Source organism: Sphingobium salicis subsp. salicis (genome assembly GCF_049472635.1).
GTDB lineage: Bacteria > Pseudomonadota > Alphaproteobacteria > Sphingomonadales > Sphingomonadaceae > Sphingobium > Sphingobium yanoikuyae_A.
On the sequence record NZ_JAYRCS010000001.1, the window covers coordinates 3,812,272 to 3,828,437 of the forward strand.

General features: G+C 64.8%; 20 protein-coding genes and 1 tRNA gene. 16 read left to right on the top strand and 5 right to left on the bottom strand.

Annotated features, from left to right (window positions below; translation table 11 throughout):
- Positions 1-39 precede the first annotated feature (39 nt).
- Complete coding sequence (locus VHN57_RS18415) at positions 40-660, top strand: hypothetical protein (protein WP_278987001.1); 621 nt, start codon at positions 40-42, stop codon at positions 658-660.
- 119 nt (positions 661-779) lie between these two features.
- The gene (locus tag VHN57_RS18420) at positions 780-1,373 is read left to right on the top strand and encodes an outer membrane protein (protein WP_278988263.1); all 594 of its coding nucleotides are present in this window, start codon (positions 780-782) and stop codon (positions 1,371-1,373) included.
- Between the two features lie 71 nt (positions 1,374-1,444).
- On the opposite strand, the gene VHN57_RS18425 is transcribed toward VHN57_RS18420, so the two are convergent.
- The gene (locus tag VHN57_RS18425) at positions 1,445-1,837 is read right to left on the bottom strand and encodes a gamma-glutamylcyclotransferase family protein (protein ID WP_017499655.1); all 393 of its coding nucleotides are present in this window, start codon (positions 1,835-1,837) and stop codon (positions 1,445-1,447) included.
- A gap of 3 nt (positions 1,838-1,840) precedes the next feature.
- Positions 1,841-2,185 carry a hypothetical protein gene (locus VHN57_RS18430; RefSeq protein WP_162272331.1) on the bottom strand — a complete coding sequence of 115 codons (345 nt, stop codon included), beginning with the start codon at positions 2,183-2,185 and terminating at the stop codon, positions 1,841-1,843.
- Between VHN57_RS18430 and VHN57_RS18435 the strand changes: the two genes are divergently transcribed.
- Positions 2,184-2,369, top strand: coding sequence for a PspC domain-containing protein (locus VHN57_RS18435; protein WP_004208760.1), 186 nt, complete (start codon positions 2,184-2,186; stop codon positions 2,367-2,369). The two genes, VHN57_RS18430 and VHN57_RS18435, sit on opposite strands and share 2 nt — an antisense overlap.
- A gap of 317 nt (positions 2,370-2,686) precedes the next feature.
- On the opposite strand, the gene VHN57_RS18440 is transcribed toward VHN57_RS18435, so the two are convergent.
- Positions 2,687-3,436 carry a DUF72 domain-containing protein gene (locus tag VHN57_RS18440; RefSeq protein WP_278988260.1) on the bottom strand — a complete coding sequence of 250 codons (750 nt, stop codon included), beginning with the start codon at positions 3,434-3,436 and terminating at the stop codon, positions 2,687-2,689.
- Between the two features lie 120 nt (positions 3,437-3,556).
- On the opposite strand from VHN57_RS18440, the gene VHN57_RS18445 reads away from it, so the two are divergent.
- On the top strand, positions 3,557-3,793 hold the full coding sequence (locus VHN57_RS18445) for a DUF2061 domain-containing protein (RefSeq protein WP_017499658.1): 237 nt from the start codon (positions 3,557-3,559) through the stop codon (positions 3,791-3,793).
- Between the two features lie 4 nt (positions 3,794-3,797).
- On the opposite strand, the gene VHN57_RS18450 is transcribed toward VHN57_RS18445, so the two are convergent.
- Positions 3,798-4,472: a peptidylprolyl isomerase gene (locus VHN57_RS18450; RefSeq protein WP_278988259.1), complete on the bottom strand. Its 675-nt coding sequence runs from the start codon at positions 4,470-4,472 to the stop codon at positions 3,798-3,800.
- Positions 4,473-4,763: 291 nt separating this feature from the next.
- Here VHN57_RS18450 and VHN57_RS18455 point away from each other — a divergent pair, with 291 nt between their 5' ends.
- The 12 genes from VHN57_RS18455 (at position 4,764) to VHN57_RS18510 (ending at position 15,394) form a co-directional block, all read left to right on the top strand.
- The gene (locus tag VHN57_RS18455; RefSeq protein WP_017499660.1) at positions 4,764-5,888 is read left to right on the top strand and encodes an 8-amino-7-oxononanoate synthase; all 1,125 of its coding nucleotides are present in this window, start codon (positions 4,764-4,766) and stop codon (positions 5,886-5,888) included.
- The gene (gene bioD, locus VHN57_RS18460; protein WP_278988731.1) at positions 5,885-6,517 is read left to right on the top strand and encodes a dethiobiotin synthase; all 633 of its coding nucleotides are present in this window, start codon (positions 5,885-5,887) and stop codon (positions 6,515-6,517) included. The genes VHN57_RS18455 and bioD overlap by 4 nt, the downstream gene beginning before the upstream one ends.
- Before the next feature lie 107 nt (positions 6,518-6,624).
- A complete protein-coding gene (locus tag VHN57_RS18465) occupies positions 6,625-8,667 on the top strand; it encodes a M13 family metallopeptidase (RefSeq protein ID WP_423284819.1) in 2,043 nt (680 codons plus the stop codon).
- A 204-nt stretch (positions 8,668-8,871) separates the two neighbouring features.
- Positions 8,872-9,282, top strand: coding sequence for a DUF4168 domain-containing protein (locus VHN57_RS18470; protein ID WP_004208769.1), 411 nt, complete (start codon positions 8,872-8,874; stop codon positions 9,280-9,282).
- A 113-nt stretch (positions 9,283-9,395) separates the two neighbouring features.
- Positions 9,396-11,228: a cation:proton antiporter gene (locus VHN57_RS18475; protein WP_010339535.1), complete on the top strand. Its 1,833-nt coding sequence runs from the start codon at positions 9,396-9,398 to the stop codon at positions 11,226-11,228.
- A complete protein-coding gene (locus VHN57_RS18480; RefSeq protein ID WP_278988416.1) occupies positions 11,225-11,848 on the top strand; it encodes an OmpA family protein in 624 nt (207 codons plus the stop codon). Before VHN57_RS18475 ends, VHN57_RS18480 begins: the two co-directional genes overlap by 4 nt.
- Before the next feature lie 32 nt (positions 11,849-11,880).
- Complete coding sequence (locus tag VHN57_RS18485; protein ID WP_278988415.1) at positions 11,881-13,170, top strand: adenosylmethionine--8-amino-7-oxononanoate transaminase; 1,290 nt, start codon at positions 11,881-11,883, stop codon at positions 13,168-13,170.
- A gap of 57 nt (positions 13,171-13,227) precedes the next feature.
- The gene (infA, locus tag VHN57_RS18490) at positions 13,228-13,446 is read left to right on the top strand and encodes a translation initiation factor IF-1 (protein WP_003049127.1); all 219 of its coding nucleotides are present in this window, start codon (positions 13,228-13,230) and stop codon (positions 13,444-13,446) included.
- 12 nt (positions 13,447-13,458) lie between these two features.
- Positions 13,459-14,046, top strand: coding sequence for a Maf family protein (locus VHN57_RS18495; RefSeq protein ID WP_037513085.1), 588 nt, complete (start codon positions 13,459-13,461; stop codon positions 14,044-14,046).
- A 49-nt stretch (positions 14,047-14,095) separates the two neighbouring features.
- Positions 14,096-15,085 (top strand): ribonuclease, encoded by a 990-nt coding sequence (locus VHN57_RS18500; RefSeq protein ID WP_423284830.1) that lies wholly within the window; start codon positions 14,096-14,098, stop codon positions 15,083-15,085.
- A complete protein-coding gene (locus VHN57_RS18505; RefSeq protein ID WP_287428998.1) occupies positions 15,075-15,269 on the top strand; it encodes a DNA gyrase inhibitor YacG in 195 nt (64 codons plus the stop codon). The genes VHN57_RS18500 and VHN57_RS18505 overlap by 11 nt, the downstream gene beginning before the upstream one ends.
- Positions 15,270-15,318: 49 nt before the next feature.
- Positions 15,319-15,394: transfer RNA gene (locus VHN57_RS18510), tRNA-Phe, on the top strand.
- Positions 15,395-15,485: 91 nt separating this feature from the next.
- Here the strand turns inward: VHN57_RS18510 and VHN57_RS18515 are convergent.
- Positions 15,486-16,160: a DUF2490 domain-containing protein gene (locus VHN57_RS18515; protein ID WP_423284832.1), complete on the bottom strand. Its 675-nt coding sequence runs from the start codon at positions 16,158-16,160 to the stop codon at positions 15,486-15,488.
- Between the last annotated feature and the right edge of the window lie 6 nt (positions 16,161-16,166).

Here is a 16,166-nt window from a genome sequence, read left to right on the forward strand (position 1 = left end):
GACGCGGCTATGGCTCTTTCCATCGCAGGAGACAGGCAGATGATCGGGAACAGGACGCGGTGGATGACGGGTGCGCTGGTCGGCGCAGGGCTGCTGCTGGGCAGCGTCGCCCCGGCACAGGCCCGGCCCCGCTATGACGATCGCTACTGGCATCACCGCCATGATCGCGGCAATGGCTTCGGCTTTGGCGACGCGGTCGGCATTGCCGCGCTGCTCGGCGCCGCCGTGGTGGTCGCCAATTCCGTCTCCAAGGACCGCAAGGACGCACGCGGCGCCGATACCGACAACCGTCCCTATGCCGATAATGACGCCCCGCCCCCGACCGGCGGCACCGATTATGGTGCGGATGCCGGCAACGCGGAACCGCCCGCGCGCGCGGATGATTTTTCCGACGTCGCCGCCACCAACCAGAGCAATGACCAGCTGACCGACGCCTGCGCCCTTGCCGCGCGGGACGAGGCGCAGGGCCAGGCCGGCTATGCCGAAATCCGCCACATCGACGAGCCGCGCGCGACCGCCGACGGCTATAATATCGATGGCGAGGTCGAAACCCGCGCCAGCTATCGCGCCGCCGAAGGCACCACCCGCCGCTTCACCTGCGCGATGAAGGACGGCCGCGTGGCAGAGGTCTATCTCAGCCGCGACGTGGCGATGCACTGAGGCATAGCCACCGGATTGTCTCGCATGGCGAGACAGTCTGGTGCGCTGCCGCCGGCTTATCATGTCCGCCCATTTCCCTATTTCGAGCCCATCTCGAACAAATGGGAAAAGGGATAGACATGATGAGAAACATGATCAGCACGGCGGTAGCCATCGGCCTTGCCCTCGCCTGCGGCACCGCCCATGCCGAAAGCTTCCAGGGCCCCTATGTCGGCGTCCAGGCCGGCTGGAACCGCGACAGCATCGGCAGCGCCAACAGCGATGTCGGCCGTCTCGACATGCATGAATCGCGCGACGCCTTCTTCGGTGGCGGCTTTGCCGGTTATGATCATCAGCTTACCGACAGGATCGTGGTCGGCATGGAGGCCGGTTTCGACATCGCCGCCGATGACGCATCGCGCGTCGGCGGAGCGCTGATCGATCCCAATTACAGCTTCGATATCGGCGCCCGCGCCGGCTATGTCGTCGGCGGCAACACCCTGCTCTATGTCCGGGGCAGCTACGAGAATATGCGCGCCCGTATCGCGCTCAGCGACGCCAGCGGCACCCTGTCGGGCCATGACAGTTTCGACGGCTGGGGCGTGGGTGCCGGCGTCGAGCGCTTCGTCGCCGACAAGGTGACCGCGCGTATCGAATATCGATATAGTGACCTTGGCGACGGCGGCAAGTTCGACCGGCACCAGACCCTGGTCGGCCTCGCCTATCATTTCTGATCGTCAGCCGGGACGGGCAGGCGCAAGGCAGCCCTGCCCGTCCAGAGGCCAGAGTCATCCATTCCAGCGGATCAGCGCTCCGCCAGATAATCGCCGCTGGCGATCACCCGATGTCCGGTAACGGACAGGGCGTACAGATAGACCCAGGCCGAGACCGGGCCATCCGTCGTTTCCACCATGCGGCGTTCGCGCCGATATTCATGGGGCAGTGGATCGTCGGGCGAGCATTCCTCATAGGCGTCGAGCTGCGCCAGCAGCGCCTCCGCTTCGGGCAGCGCGAACAGGTCGCCATATACGCGCCCCGCCTCCCCCGGCACGAAACCGGGATAATCCGCCACCTGATAGAGTTTCCCGCCGATCCAGCCTGCCCCGATCCACTCGGCGCGATCGGTAAGCCAATGCGCCATCGGCCCGCCAAAGCCCGGCCGCAGCGTGCCGTAAACGAAAAGCAACGGCCTATTCATTGCTCACCTGCAACTTTCACCGATTGGCGGCAATTTTTCCCAATCATCGGATTTTTTCGCATTGCGGAAAAATGAGCAATTGAAGAGAACCGACGGATTTCCGCCAAAAATCGAAACTGGCACGCCGCCTGCAATATCGTCTGGCATCAAGGCCGGACGGTCCGGCCAAGGAATATCTAGGGAGTGAGTATCATGTCCATCGCCAAGTTCCAGAGCGTCGCCCTTGCCTTTGTCGGCGCCGTCATCTTCGCCAGCCTGTTCGTCGGCGCGGCGGTTCCGGTTGCCCCGATCGCCTGATCGGGCAACCGCCCCTTTCCCATCACAGATATTATTGAAGGCCAGATCCATGAACAACAGCTTCACCCTCGACCGCCGCAACGCGAAGATCATGGGCGTGTGCGCCGGCATCGCCAACCGCACCGGGCTGGATGTCACGCTGATCCGCGTTGCCCTGGTGCTGCTGACCCTGTGCGCCCTAGGCCCGATCGGCGTCGTGGCCTATCTGCTCGCCGGCTGGCTGGCCGAGGGTTGATCCCTCGCCGCCACCGGAAGGCAGGGTTTCCGGATACAAAAGCGCCGCCCCGGCATATGCCCTGGGCGGCCTTTTTATGCCCCGCATCGACGGGACAAGGATGAGCGCGATTTGCGCTTAAGCGTACAGCACCGAGTAGAAGGTCAGCATCTGGACGCTGACCGCAACCACCAGCGCAGTCGCCTGAAAGGCCTGACGCATATTGGACTCCATCATTGGAACGACATCCCGGATCGGGATGCAGCGCCATATGATGATTTCGCATCATTGTAACAATCGCAAAGCCTGACATACCAATTGCATCAAGCGCAATTATGTCACAGCTGTTGCTCCAGAGCCATGATGGTCGCACGCGCCGCTGCCGGGTTCCGGACCTTGGCGCCGCCGATGTAGAAGAGATAGGCGTCGCCCTGCGCCGCCTGCGCCTTCGCCCGATCGGCCCAGCCGGCGATGTCCGCCCTGCCATAGCCGGTCTCCTCGTCCTCTCGGCTGCGCATCAGCCGGCTGTAGGCAAAACCGACATCATGGCCGGTGATTGCCGGATAGTCGTCATGGTCGGCCAGCACCACCGCCGCGCCTGCGTCGCGTGCCAGCGCCAGGAAGGCCGGGTCATCGAAGCTTTCGTGCCGCACCTCCAGCGCATGGCGCAGCGCCACGCCATCGACACTGGCCGGCAATAGTTTCAGGAAGGCGCCGAAATCATCGGGATCGAATCTCTTGGTCGGCATGAACTGCCACAGGATCGGCCCCAGCCGGTCGCCCAGTTCGACGATCCCCTGATGGACGAATTTCTGGATCGACTCGCCCGCCTCTGCCAGCACGCGTCTATTGGTGCAGAATCGCGACGCCTTGACCGCGAACTGGAAGCCGTCGGGCACCGCCTGCGCCCAACCGGCAAAGGTCGCCGGCTTCTGGCTGCTATAATAGGTCGCGTTGATCTCCGTCGCGGTCAGTTGCACGCCGACATAGGCCAGCTCATCCTTCTGGCGCATGCCGACGGGATAGAAGCTGCCGCGCCAGGGTTCATAGACCCATCCGCCGATGCCGACCCTGATCCGTCCCGTCATGAAGATCCTCCCTGCGCCATATTGATCGCCCGGAACGATCAGAGCCAGCGGGAAAAGCCATTGGCGATTATTGCGAACAATTCTTAATTATCGGGCAACAGATTTCAAAGGGGTTCCGCCATGTCGCTCGATCTCATCAAGACCGCCACCTATTTGTCAATCCACCTGACCGTGGGCTTCACCGTCGCCTATCTGATGACCGGATCGGTCGCGCTGGCCGGCGGCATCGCGCTCGTCGAACCGATGGTCAACGCGGTCGCCTTCTTCTTCCACGAACAGGCCTGGAAGCGCTTCACCGCCCGGCCGCCACGCAATGCCGGACGCGACTGGATGCGCGGTCAGGCGGCGATCGCCTGATCCCTCACTTCTTCAGGCGCGGCTTGGGGCGCGGGATCAGCCAGGGCTTCACCTTGCCGGTCGGCCGCGCCTTTCCGTCCAGCCGTCGCACATGCCGGATGGTGATTGGCTTGACGATCATCTGCCCACGCATCGGCCCGGTGCCGCAACAGGTCGGCACCGCCAGGATGCGGCGCACCACGTCCATGCCGGCCACCACATGGCCAAAGGCGGCATAACCGATCGAACTGCCCTGTGCGTCCATCCTCGGCGTCGGGCCTACCGTGATGAAGAAATTGCCCGATGCCGAATTGGGCCGGTCGGGCCGGGCCATCGACAAGGTCGCGTCGAGATGCCTGATCCCGGTCTGGCTGGTCGGCTCATGCCGGACCGGCGGCAGGGCCCGGCGCAGGTCGGTATCGATCCCGCCCTGGATCAGCCCGAACTTGGGATCGCTCTTGCGCCGCGCAGCGCGGTAGAAAACCGTGCCGTCAAGCCGCTGGTCGTCGGCATAGGCCAGGAAATTGGCGCTGGTCAGGGGAGCGCGACGCTGGTCGAGGGCCACGATGATGGTCCCGACCGACGTATCGATCGCCACCCGCGTGTAGCCGGGGGTCGGCCGATTGGCGGGTTGGGCGTTGGCCAGACCGGGTAACAGGGCGAACAGGAAAACGGCAAGACGGCAGGCAACAGAAGGCATCGACACGGGAACACTCGTCGGGAAGAGAGGATGCCGAGGCTATCGACCGCGCATCGCGGACGCAACCGAGCAACAGGGCACAGGGCACGCTGCCCTTTGCCGATATGGCGCTTATGCTGTCCTACAGCATGTCATCACCCTATATTGCCCGGCCTCGGCGATCGAACAGCTTTGTAACGAAATTTCCCACATTTGAATGAAGATGACAAAATGTGCGGGAAATGTGCGGGAAATGTGCGAAGTTAAGCGCTTGCTTGCCGGGCTCGGGGTGGGGGCCTATAGCCCGCGGCCATGAGCAGCGAACCCTTCCGCACGCAACTCGCCGCGCTTGAATCGCGGGGGCGCCTGCGCCACCTGATCCCGCGCGCCGGGCGTGATTTTGCCTCCAACGACTATCTTGGCCTCGCGTCCGATCCGATGATCGGCCAGGCCGTGGCGGACGCGGTCGCGCGTGGCGTGCCGGTCGGTTCGGGCGGCTCGCGCCTGCTGCGCGGCAACGCCCCCGAACATGAAGGGCTGGAGGCCAAGGCCGCGGAATTTTTCCGCACCCAGGCGTCGCTGTTCTTGGCCAATGGCTTTCTCGCCAACATGGCGCTGTTCGCGACCCTGCCTCAGCGCGGCGACCTGATCGTCGCGGACGAACTGATCCATGCCAGCGTCCATGACGGCATCCGCCTGTCGAAGGCGACCGCGGTCTTCGCCCGTCACAACGACCTGCAAAGCTTCGCCGACCTTATCACCGCCTTCCGCGCCGAAGGGGGCAAGGGGCGGATCTGGATTGCGGTCGAGACGCTCTATTCGATGGACGGCGACATGGCGCCGCTCGGCGATCTCGCCAAGCTGGCCGCCACCCATGATGCGATGCTGCTGCTGGACGAAGCGCACGGCACCGGCGTCTTCGGTCCCGGCGGGCGTGGCCTGTCGGCTGGCCTCGACGGGCTGCACAATGTCATCACCCTCCACACCTGCGGCAAGGCGATGGGCGTGGAGGGCGCGCTGATCTGCGGCCCGCGCATTCATATCGACTATCTCATCAACCGCGCCCGGCCCTTCATCTTCTCGACCGCGCCCTCGCCGCTGATGGCGGTCGCCGCCTCCGCCGCGATCGACCGGATCGAGACCGCCGACAATCGCCGCGACCGGCTGGCCACATTGCGCCAGGATGCGGTCGAGGCGATCTGCGCGCCGCTCGGCCTGCCCCGTCCGCGCAGCCAGATCATCCCGCTGATCCTGGGCGAGGACGCGCGCACCATGGCCGCTGCCGCCGCCTTGCAGGAGGCCGGCTTCGACGTGCGTGGCATCCGCCCGCCGACCGTGCCCGCCGGCACCAGCCGGCTGCGCATCTCGCTCTCGCTCAATGTCGGGCGCGCCGACGTGATTGCGCTGGGCGACGTGCTGCGCCGGGTCGCCCGATGACCCGTCTGATCGTCACCGGCACCGATACCGACATTGGCAAGACCGTCTTCGCCGCCGGCCTCGCCGCGGCGCTCGGCGCTTATTATTGGAAGCCGATCCAGGCCGGCGTCGATCCGCAAGGCGACAAGGAACGGGTTGCCACCCTGTCCGGCCTGTCGCCCGAACGCATCCTGCCCGAAGCCTATCGCCTCGCCACCTCCGCCTCGCCGCATCTTGCCGCGCGGATCGATGGCGTCGACATCTCGCTCGATCGCCTGGCCCTGCCCAGGGTCGACGGGCCGCTGGTGGTCGAAGGCGCGGGCGGCGTGCTGGTGCCGGTCAGCGAAAGCCTGCTGATGGCGGACCTGTTCGCCTATTGGGGCCAGCCCGCGATCCTGTGCGCTCGCACCGGCCTTGGCACGATCAACCACAGCCTGCTCAGCATAGAGGCGCTGCGCGCGCGCGGTGTCCATGTCGTCGGCATCGCCTTCATCGGCGAAGCGCATGAGGAGAATGAGCGGATCATCCCGCACATTGCCGGCGTGCCCAGCCTGGGGCGCCTGCCACTGCTCGATCCGCTCGACCAGGACAGCCTGGCGGCGGCCTTCAGGGCGCACATCCATCTTCCCGATAATTTCAACGGCCGATAATTTTCGACCAACGACATGGACATGCCGCTTTGACGGGCGTTGAACTGCCCGCCAGAACGGACAGAGTGAATGACGTCCGATCCAGACGAAGCAAGGGAATAGCCTTCATGAAGTTCCTCCTGATGGGCGCTGCCGCCACCGGCCTCGCGCTCGCCGCGACCGTGGCCCATGCCGACCAGCCCGCCACCACGACCGCCGCTGCCCCGGCCGCAAAGCCGACCTATGGCACCTACGGCTTCGACACGGCCGGCATGGACAGCACGGTCAAGCCCGGCGACGATTTCTATGAATATGCCAATGGCACCTGGCTGAAGAACACGCCGATCCCGGCGGACAAGTCCAACTATGGCGCCTTCACCGTGCTGGATGAACTGTCGCAGAAGCGCACCCGCGAAATATTGGACGGTGCCAAGACCGATCCCAACAGCAAGATCGGCGTCGCCTATGCGACCTATCTGGATTCGGCCGCGGTCGAGGCGAAGGGCCTTGCCCCCATCAAGCCCTGGCTCGCCGAGATCGGCGCGGTCAAGGATCTGAAGGCCTATGCCGCCCTGTCCGGCAAGGCGGCGCGCGCCGGCGTGCGCGGCCCGTTCCGCTTCTATGTCGGTCAGGACGACAAGGATCCCGAAACCTACATCCTCTCGATGATGCAGGGTGGCCTGGGCCTGCCCGACCGCGACTATTATCTCGACCAGGGCGAGAAGATGGCGGCGATCCGCACCGCCTATGTTGCCCATCTCGAACAGATGCTCACCCTCCTGGGTGAACCCAATGCCAAGGCCCGCGCCGCCGCGCTGATGGCGTTCGAGACCGAGATCGCCAAGGTCCACTGGACCCAGGTCGACAGCCGCGACGCGGACAAGACCTATAACAAGATGACCCTCGCCGCGCTGCAGAAGGCTGCGCCCGGTTTCGACTTCGCCGCCTATTTCGGCGCCGTCGGCCTCAAGCCCACGGACCTGCTGGTTGCCCAGCCCTCCGCCGTTACCGGCGAAGCCGCGCTGATCGCCAAGGCGCCGATCGGCGTGCTGAAGGACAGCCTGCTGCTGCGCAGCGTCCACAGCTATGCCGACTATCTGCCCGACAATATCGCCAGCGCCGATTTCGCCTTTTTCGGCACCACCCTGTCGGGCACGCCCGAGCGCGAGGAACGCTGGAAGCGCGGCGTGACCTTCCTCAAGGAGTCGCTGGGCGAGGAAGTCGGCAAGGTCTATGTCGCCAAATATTTCCCGCCCGAAACCAAGGCGGCGATGGACCAGCTGGTCAAGAATGTCCTGTCGGCCATGGGTCGCCGCATCGATGGCCTGCCGTGGATGAGCGACGAGGCCAAGGCACGCGCTCACAAGAAGCTGGCCGCCTTCACGCCCAAGATCGGCTATCCCGATCGCTGGCGCGACTATAGCGGCCTGACCATCAAATCGGGCGACCTGTTCGGCAATGCGATGCGCGCGAACCAGTTCGACTTCGACTATAATATCGGCAAGCTGGGCAAGCCCATCTATCGCTGGGAATGGGGCATGACCCCGATGGAGATCAACGCCTATGCCAATTTCGGCATGGTCGAGATCGTCTTCCCGGCCGCCATCCTGCAGCCGCCCTTCTTTGACCCCAATGCCGACCCGGCGGTCAATTATGGCGGTATCGGCGCGGTGATAGGCCATGAACTCAGCCATCATTTCGACGACCAGGGCGCGAAATATGACGAGACCGGCAAGCTCAACCAGTGGTGGACCGATCAGGATGTCGCCAATTTCAAGGCGCTGACCGCCAAGCTCGGCGCCCAATATGACGCCTATGAACCCTTCCCCGGCGCGCATGTGAAGGGCGCCTTCACCATGGGCGAGAATATCGGCGATCTGGGCGGCCTGGCCGTTGCGCTCGACGCCTATCATGCCTCGCTGGGCGGCAAGGCCGCGCCGGTGATCGACGGCATGACCGGCGACCAGCGCTTCTTCCTGGGCTGGGCGCAGGTGTGGCGCCGCAACTATCGCGAGGCCAATCTGCGCCAGCGCCTGGTCACCGATCCGCACGCGCCGTCGCAATATCGCGCCGACATCGTGCGCAATTTCGACGCCTGGTATGATGCGTTCAAGCCAGCGCCGGGTGGCAAGATCTATCTCGACCCCAAGGATCGGGTGAAGATCTGGTAAGCAGAATCGGGAAGGGCCGCTCATCGGGCGGCCCTTTTTCGTTGCGGCATGGAAATGAGGCCCGCGACCGATCGTTTCCCCTTCGCGGCAGGCTGACGGGAACTTTTCCGCCATCTTTCTAATGCCACGCTTCATCCTGTCCGGACTTTTCCCCGGCCTGCTTTGTCCACAGCTTTGGGCGGTAGCAAAGCCAAGGAGAAGCACATGACGGGTCTCAACCTTTCGAACATCATCAAGACCGGTGTCGCGTCCGTCGCGCTGCTGGCAGCCTATTCCGTGTCGGCCCAGACGCCCGCTGCCCCGGCCGCGTCGGCCCCTGCCGCCGGCGCCAGCAACTTCAGCGACGCCGACATCAAGCAGTTTGCGGCCGCCGCCGTGGAAGTGACCAAGATTCAGTCGGACAATGCGATTGCCGCCGCCGAAAAGCAGCCCAAGATGCTGGCTGCGCTGCAGTCGAAGGGCATTCCGCCCGAAAAGTTCAACGCCATCGGCCAGGCTGCGGCCGCCGACCCGGCCCTGCAGCAGCGGATTCAGGCTGCCGCCGGCACGCCGGCACCGGCCGCGCCCGCCAGCCCGGCGACCCCGGCTGATCCGGCAACCCCGCCGCAGCAATAAGCATATTTGCCATGGGAATGGCGGGTTCTCCCTTGCCCGTCATTCCCGCTCTACGATCCGGTTCCCCAGATCGTTGAAAATAAAGGGGGTGACCATGGCGGCCCCGCCTGTCTATGGTCCCGGCCATGCATGAACAGGCCCTTGTAATCGCGCTGATCGGCATATTGGGCATCGGCGCCCAATGGATTGCCTGGCGCACCGGCTGGCCCGCCATCGCCCTGATGCTCGCCGCCGGCGTCATCGGTGGTCCGGTGACCGGCCTTATCGATCCCAAGCTCACTTTTGGCGAACTGCTCGAACCCATGGTGTCGGTGGCGGTCGCCCTGATCCTGTTCGAAGGCGGGCTCAGCCTCAATTTCCGCGAATTGCGCAAGACCGACGGCGCCGTCACCCGGCTGGTGGTGCTGGGCGCGCCGATCGGATGGATATTGGGCGCGCTCGCCCTTTATTATGTCGCGGGCCTCGTCTGGCCGGTGGCGATCCTGTTCGCGGGCATCCTTGTGGTGACCGGGCCGACCGTGGTGCTGCCGCTGCTGCGCCAGTCTAACGTCGCCGCCCGGCCGCGCGCGATCCTTAAATGGGAAGCGATCGTCAACGATCCGGTTGGCGCGCTGCTCGGCCTTGCCACCTATGAATATCTGCGCCGGTCGAGCGAGGGCAGCACGCTGGCGGCGGTCATCCTGTCGCTCGTCGCCGCCGCCATCATCGCCGGCCTGATCGGCTGGCTCGCCGCCCGAGCGATCGGCTGGGCGTTTCAGCGCGGCCATGTGCCGGAATATCTGAAAGCGCCAATCCTGCTGGTCGCAGTGATCGGTGTGTTCGTCCTCTCCAACCTCATCCAGGCGGAAACCGGCCTTGTCACCGTGACGGTGATGGGCGTCGCGCTCGCCAACATGAAATTTGATTCCCTGCGCGACATTCAGCCGTTCAAGGAAAATGTCACCGTCCTGCTGATCTCGGGCGTGTTCGTGATCCTGTCGGCTTCGCTCGACCTTGATGTGCTGCGCCAGTTCGAATGGCGCTTCCTGGCTTATCTGCTGGTGCTGCTGTTCGTCGTCCGCCCGGCGACGGTGTTGCTCAGCCTCGCTTTCTCGCCGGTGCCCTGGAACGAACGGCTGCTCGTCGCCTGGATCGCGCCGCGCGGTATCGTCGCGGTCGCCATTTCCGGCCTGTTCGCGCTGCGGCTTGATCGACTGGGTTATGGCGATGGCGCGATCCTCGTGACCCTGTCCTTCTCCATCGTGGTCGCGACGATCCTGTTCCATGGCTTCTCGATCAAGCCGGTCGCCCGGTTGCTCAAGGTCACCGGCGCGCAGGACAAGGGGCTGCTGCTGGTCGGCGCCACGCCTTTCAGCCTCAGCCTTGCCGCCCAACTGCGCCAGTTGGAGGTGCCGGTGATGATCGCCGACAATAGCTGGCAGCGTCTGGCGCCCGCCCGCCATGGCGGTATCCCGACCTATCATGGCGAGATATTGGCGGAGGCGACCGAGGAGCGGCTGGACCTGACCCAGTTCCAGGTGCTCGCCGCCACGTCGGAGAACGAGGCCTATAACGCGCTTGTCTGCAACGAGTTCGCGCCCGAAGTGGGCCGCGACAATGTCTATCAGCTGGGCGACGCCAGCGACGATCATGATCCGCGCGCGCTGCCAGAATCGCTGCGCGGCCGCGCGCTGTTCGATTCCGGCCTCGGCGTCGAGGAAATCATGATCCGCGAGGATGCCGGCTGGACCTTCCGCAAGACGCGGATCAGCGACCAGTTCGATTTCGAGGCGGCCAAGGCCGACCTGCCGGCCGATGCCGACATGCTGCTGCTGCTCCGCAAGAACGGCACGATGCGCTTCTTCACCCATGCGTCGCGACCGACGCCACAGCCGGGCGACACCATCCTGTCCTATGTGCCGCCCGCATCAAAGACCCGCAAGAAACCGGAAGGAGAGGAGGAATGAGGAGGCTCGCCCCCGCGCTAGCCCTGTGCGTCATGCTGGCTGCCTGTGATCGGCCCGCAGGCAATGCCGTCGATAATGCCGCCAACGCAGCCAATGCCGCCGATAATGAGATTGCGGCCAACGAATCTGGCAATGCCGCAGAGCCGGTCCGCTCGATCCTGCGCCCCGAAGTGGCCGAACCCGAAGCGCCGAAGATCGAACCGCTCGACGCCACCGTCGCTTTTGGCACGTCCGGGCTGAAGCTGGACGATGCCGCCCGCGCCGCGCTCGATACGCTGGTCGAAACCCCGGCGATCAAGACCGGCGGGGCGATCACCCTGCGCGGTCATAGCGACAGCAAGGGCAATGATGGCGACAATCGCGTGGCATCGCGCATCCGGGCCGAGGCGGTTGAGGCCTATCTTGTCGAAAAGGGCATCGCCAAGGATCGCATCAGCCTGATCGCGCTGGGGGAAGCCCGGCCGGTCGCCCCCAATGCCAAGGAAGATGGCAGCGACGATCCCGAAGGTCGGGCGAAGAATCGCCGGGTGGACATCCATGTCGCGGTGCCCACGGTCGTGGTGCCGACGGCGGCCGTGTTGCCCAGCATCTCGCCGGTGGATCGCAAGGACAAGCCATAGCCTTGGCCGCCGATCGGGCGTAGGGGACGCCGATGACCTCTCCTGTCTGGCACCCCTTCACCCAGCACGGCCTCAACGAGCCCATCCCCCATGTCGTTCGGGCGGAGGGCGCGACCCTCCATCTGGCCGATGGCAGCAGCCTGATCGATGGCATTTCCAGCTGGTGGGTGACGACCCATGGCCATTGCCATCCGCGCATCGCCGCGGCCATCGCGCGCCAGGCCGGGCAGCTCGATCAGCTGATCTTCGCGGGCTATACCCATGAACCGGCCGAAGCGGTGGCACGGGGCCTGGTCGATCTCATGCCACAGGCGCCGGGGCGCGATCCCCTGGCCCATGTCTTCTTTTCCGACAGCGGGTCGACCGCGGTGGAAGTCGCGCTCAAGATGGCGCTTGGCTATTGGCATAATCGCGCGCTCGACGGGCTGGGCGAGGCGCGCAGCCGCATCCTGGTGCTGGAACATAGCTATCATGGCGACACGATCGGGGCGATGTCGATCGGTGAGCGCGGTGTCTATAATGCCGCCTGGACGCCGTTGCTGTTCGATGTCGGCACTATCCCTTTCCCGCATCCCGGTCGCGAGCAGGAGACGCTTGCTGCACTGGAGACGGCTTGTTCGCAGCGTCCAGCCGCCTTCATCGTCGAGCCGCTGATCCTGGGAGCCGGGGGGATGCTGATCTATCCGCCGCACCTGTTGCGGGCGATGGCCGATATCTGCGCGCGCCACGATGTGCTGTTCATCGCCGATGAAGTGATGACCGGCTGGGGCCGCACCGGCACGCTGTTCGCCTGCGAGCAGGCCGGCGTCGTGCCCGACATTATGGCCGTGGCCAAGGGGATTACCGGCGGCGCCATCCCGCTCGCCGCGACGCTGGCGACCCCGCGCATCTTCGAGGCGCATCGCTCGACCGACCGGGCGCGTCTCTTCTACCATTCCTCCAGCTACACCGCGAACGCGATCGCTTGCGCTGCTGCTGCTGAAAATCTCGCCATCTGGGCCGAGGAAGATGTGCGCGGACGGATTGCTGCACTGGCGCAGGGCATCGCCGATCGGCTGACCTTGCTGGCCGGCCACCCCGCCTTCGCCAACCCGCGCCAGATCGGCACGATCATGGCAATCGACCTGATTGCGGCCGATGCCGGCTACCTCTCTGACCTCGCGCCGCGCCTGCGTGCCTTCTTCCTGGAACGGGGCCTCTTGCTAAGGCCGCTCGGCAACACCATCTATCTCATGCCGCCCTATTGCATTGATGCGCAGCAGCTCGATGCCGTCTTCGCGGCCCTCGTCGCAGCCGGTGATTATTTCGGTTCTGCGTCCTGACTTCCATTTTCCACGTTTTGGCGCTATGGCGGCGCGATTTTTCGATTCTGGGATATTATGGCCAAAGAAGAACTGCTTGAAATGCGCGGACAGGTTGTGGAGCTGCTCCCCAACGCCATGTTCCGCGTGCGCCTTGAGAATGATCATGAAATTCTCGGCCACACCGCTGGCAAGATGCGCAAGAACCGCATCCGCGTGCTGGTCGGTGACGAAGTGCTGGTCGAACTGACCCCCTACGACCTGACCAAGGGTCGGATCACCTACCGCTTCAAATAAGCCGCATTTTCGATGCGACTCATTCTAGCTTCGGCTTCCCCCAGACGGCGTGACCTTCTGGGGCAGATTGGCGTGCTTCCTGATGCCGTCGATCCTGCGGACATTGACGAAACGCCGCGCAAGGCCGAACTGCCGGCCGCCTATGCTGCGCGTGTCGCCGCGGAAAAGGGCGCGCTGGTCGCTGCCCGTCATCCCGGCGCGCTGATCCTGTCGGGCGATACCGTGGTGGCCGCCGGCCGCCGCATCCTGCCCAAGGCGGAAAGCGAGGCGGAGGTGCGCGCCTGCCTCGACCTGCTGTCGGGGCGCCGGCATCGCGTCTACAGCGCCATCACCCTGATCGACGCTGCGGGCGTGGCACGGCACCGCCTGTCCACCAGCATCGTGATCTTCAAGCGGCTGGAGCGCAGCGAGATCGACCGCTATATTGCCAGCGGCGAAGGGCTGGGCAAGGCGGGCGGCTATGCCATTCAGGGGCGTGCAGCGGGCCTCATCCGCAGCATCCAGGGCAGCCATAGCGCGATCATGGGCCTGCCGCTTTACGAAACCCGCACGCTGCTTGAGGCAGCGGGCTATCCACTGGACCGTCGGGATTTCGAGTGAAATGGTACATTTCACGGCTCGGAAATCACGACAAGTAGGTAACTGAACGATGGCCGAATGGCTTTATGAAGAAGGCATTGGCGAGGCCCGTGCCGCGCTGATCGAAAAAGGGCGCATCGTCGAGGCGCTGATCGAGCGCGAGGGCGAGGTCGCCCGCGCCGGTGCCATCCTTCAGGGCCGTCTGGTCCAGACCATCATTCCGCGCAAGCGCGGCGTGGTGCGCCTGATCTCGGGCGAGGAAGTGCTGATCGAGCCGATCCCGCCCAAGGTGGCCGAGGGCGCCAATGTGCTGGTCGAGATTTTCCGCGAGGCGATCGCCGAGGAAGGCCGGGGCAAGCGCGCCAAGGGCCGCATCGCCCAGCCCGGTTCCAAGGTGCACCCCGGCCCCAGCCTGCTGCAGCGGCTGCGCGCCACCGATGTCGCCATCCGTCCCTGTCCCGCCCATGAGGAGGACCGGCTCGAAGCCCTTGGCTGGAGCGAGCTGATGGAAGAGGCGGTCAGCGGCGAAGTCGGCGCCGAGGATGCGGCGCTGCGCATCTTCCTGACCCCCGCGATGATCCTGATCGACATCGACGGCAGCCTGCCGCCGGCACAGCTCGGCCCCAAGGGCGCGAAGCTGTCGGTCCAGGCGATCCGCCGCATGGGGCTGGCTGGCTCGATCGGCATCGACCTGCCGACCATGAACAACAAGGACGAGCGCATCGTCGCGGCCGCGCAGATCGACAAATATCTGCCGCTGCCGTTCGAGCGGACGGCGGTCAACGGCTTCGGCTTCGTCCAGATCATCCGCCGCCGCGAACGCGCCAATCTGATGGAACTGCTGCGCGAGGATCCGGTGCTGACCGCCGCGCTGGCGCTGCTGCGCCGTGCCGAACGGCATGGCACCGGCGGCGCGGCGACGATCACCGCCGCGCCGGCGATCATCGACCTGCTGCACAAGCGTGCCGACTGGATCGAACAGCTTGCTCGCCGTCGGGGTGGCGAGGTGACGCTGCGCGCCGATTCCGCGCTGTCGCTGGCGGCCGGTCATGTCGCCTAAGGCCGGCGCCTGCCCGGTCTGCGGCCAGCCAGCGCAGCCGGAAATCCGCCCCTTCTGCGGCAAGGGATGCCGCGATCGCGACCTGCTGCAATGGCTGGGCGAGGGCTATCGCGTGCCCGGCATGCCGGGCGACGAAGCCCTGCAAAAAAATGATAATTATGGGCTGGACAGCGAGCCGGATTGACGCCTATAGGCACGCCTCCATCCGGCGGTCACCTCCGCCGAGACCCGATGCCCGGGTAGCTCAGTTGGTAGAGCATGCGATTGAAAATCGCAGTGTCGGCGGTTCGAATCCGTCCCCGGGCACCATTTCCCGAAGCATCGCAATTTCTTTCCTGCCAAAGGGCGGCGTTGATTATTTCAGCAGTCGCCGCAGGACTCCCTCGACTCAATACAGCGATCAGAAGCTGAAGCTGAGCGAGAGCGAGGCGACATTGTCGTTGCTGTCATCGGCGTCGGGGCGGAAGCCATGCTGGTGGAGATAGCCGATCTCCGCATTCACATTCTTCGCCAGCGGCGTGGTGATCGCGATGAGGTTGCGCGTCCGCTCCTCGCCCTGGACACGCTGGAAATTGGTCTTGTTGAGATCGATGAAGCTTTCATGACTGAGGATCAGCGCGGTCTTGCCGCCTTCCTTGAAGGGCATTGTCAGCTTCACATAGGGACGCAGGCGCCAGGCGGTGCCGTCAATTCCTTCGCGCCACCGCTGCTCCATCCGCATCCGCGCGCTGACCGCCACAGGGCCGAGCTTGAGGATATTGTCGACCGTCACCTGCTCGCGGACGCGATGCTCCATCACGGTGAAATCGCCGCCATCATATTGCGGGTCATGGGTGTAGCCCGCCCAGACCGTCACCTGCTTATTGAGCTTGTAGCCCACCAGCGTGTTGCTTTCGACCTCGTACAGTCCGTCGCGATCATTGCTGAAGCGAGCGACGATCTCCTGCTGGAGGCGCCAATGGTCGGACAGTTTCACCGTCGCGCTGGTGGTGGTCCAGAGTTGCTCATCCTCGCTGGCATGGGCGGTCGCGGGCAGCGCCATCAGGGCGAAAAGGCAGAGGGACAGGCGGCGCATCGGGCA

Excerpts from the sequence above, each read along its gene's own strand:
- VHN57_RS18480 (WP_278988416.1), top strand. The coding sequence starts at position 11,225 with ATGAGGAGGCTCGCCCCCGCGCTAGCCCTGTGCGTCATGCTGGCTGCC.
- infA (WP_003049127.1), top strand. The coding sequence starts at position 13,228 with ATGGCCAAAGAAGAACTGCTTGAAATGCGCGGACAGGTTGTGGAGCTG.
- VHN57_RS18485 (WP_278988415.1), top strand. The coding sequence starts at position 11,881 with ATGACCTCTCCTGTCTGGCACCCCTTCACCCAGCACGGCCTCAACGAG.
- VHN57_RS18440 (WP_278988260.1), bottom strand. The coding sequence starts at position 3,436 with ATGACGGGACGGATCAGGGTCGGCATCGGCGGATGGGTCTATGAACCC.
- VHN57_RS18465 (WP_423284819.1), top strand. The coding sequence starts at position 6,625 with ATGAAGTTCCTCCTGATGGGCGCTGCCGCCACCGGCCTCGCGCTCGCC.
- VHN57_RS18470 (WP_004208769.1), top strand. The coding sequence starts at position 8,872 with ATGACGGGTCTCAACCTTTCGAACATCATCAAGACCGGTGTCGCGTCC.
- VHN57_RS18435 (WP_004208760.1), top strand. The coding sequence starts at position 2,184 with ATGAACAACAGCTTCACCCTCGACCGCCGCAACGCGAAGATCATGGGC.
- VHN57_RS18425 (WP_017499655.1), bottom strand. The coding sequence starts at position 1,837 with ATGAATAGGCCGTTGCTTTTCGTTTACGGCACGCTGCGGCCGGGCTTT.
- VHN57_RS18420 (WP_278988263.1), top strand. The coding sequence starts at position 780 with ATGATGAGAAACATGATCAGCACGGCGGTAGCCATCGGCCTTGCCCTC.
- VHN57_RS18445 (WP_017499658.1), top strand. The coding sequence starts at position 3,557 with ATGTCGCTCGATCTCATCAAGACCGCCACCTATTTGTCAATCCACCTG.
- VHN57_RS18515 (WP_423284832.1), bottom strand. The coding sequence starts at position 16,160 with ATGCGCCGCCTGTCCCTCTGCCTTTTCGCCCTGATGGCGCTGCCCGCG.
- VHN57_RS18500 (WP_423284830.1), top strand. The coding sequence starts at position 14,096 with ATGGCCGAATGGCTTTATGAAGAAGGCATTGGCGAGGCCCGTGCCGCG.
- VHN57_RS18415 (WP_278987001.1), top strand. The coding sequence starts at position 40 with ATGATCGGGAACAGGACGCGGTGGATGACGGGTGCGCTGGTCGGCGCA.
- VHN57_RS18475 (WP_010339535.1), top strand. The coding sequence starts at position 9,396 with ATGGTCCCGGCCATGCATGAACAGGCCCTTGTAATCGCGCTGATCGGC.
- VHN57_RS18430 (WP_162272331.1), bottom strand. The coding sequence starts at position 2,185 with ATGGATCTGGCCTTCAATAATATCTGTGATGGGAAAGGGGCGGTTGCC.
- bioD (WP_278988731.1), top strand. The coding sequence starts at position 5,885 with ATGACCCGTCTGATCGTCACCGGCACCGATACCGACATTGGCAAGACC.
- VHN57_RS18505 (WP_287428998.1), top strand. The coding sequence starts at position 15,075 with ATGTCGCCTAAGGCCGGCGCCTGCCCGGTCTGCGGCCAGCCAGCGCAG.
- VHN57_RS18455 (WP_017499660.1), top strand. The coding sequence starts at position 4,764 with ATGAGCAGCGAACCCTTCCGCACGCAACTCGCCGCGCTTGAATCGCGG.
- VHN57_RS18495 (WP_037513085.1), top strand. The coding sequence starts at position 13,459 with ATGCGACTCATTCTAGCTTCGGCTTCCCCCAGACGGCGTGACCTTCTG.
- VHN57_RS18450 (WP_278988259.1), bottom strand. The coding sequence starts at position 4,472 with ATGCCTTCTGTTGCCTGCCGTCTTGCCGTTTTCCTGTTCGCCCTGTTA.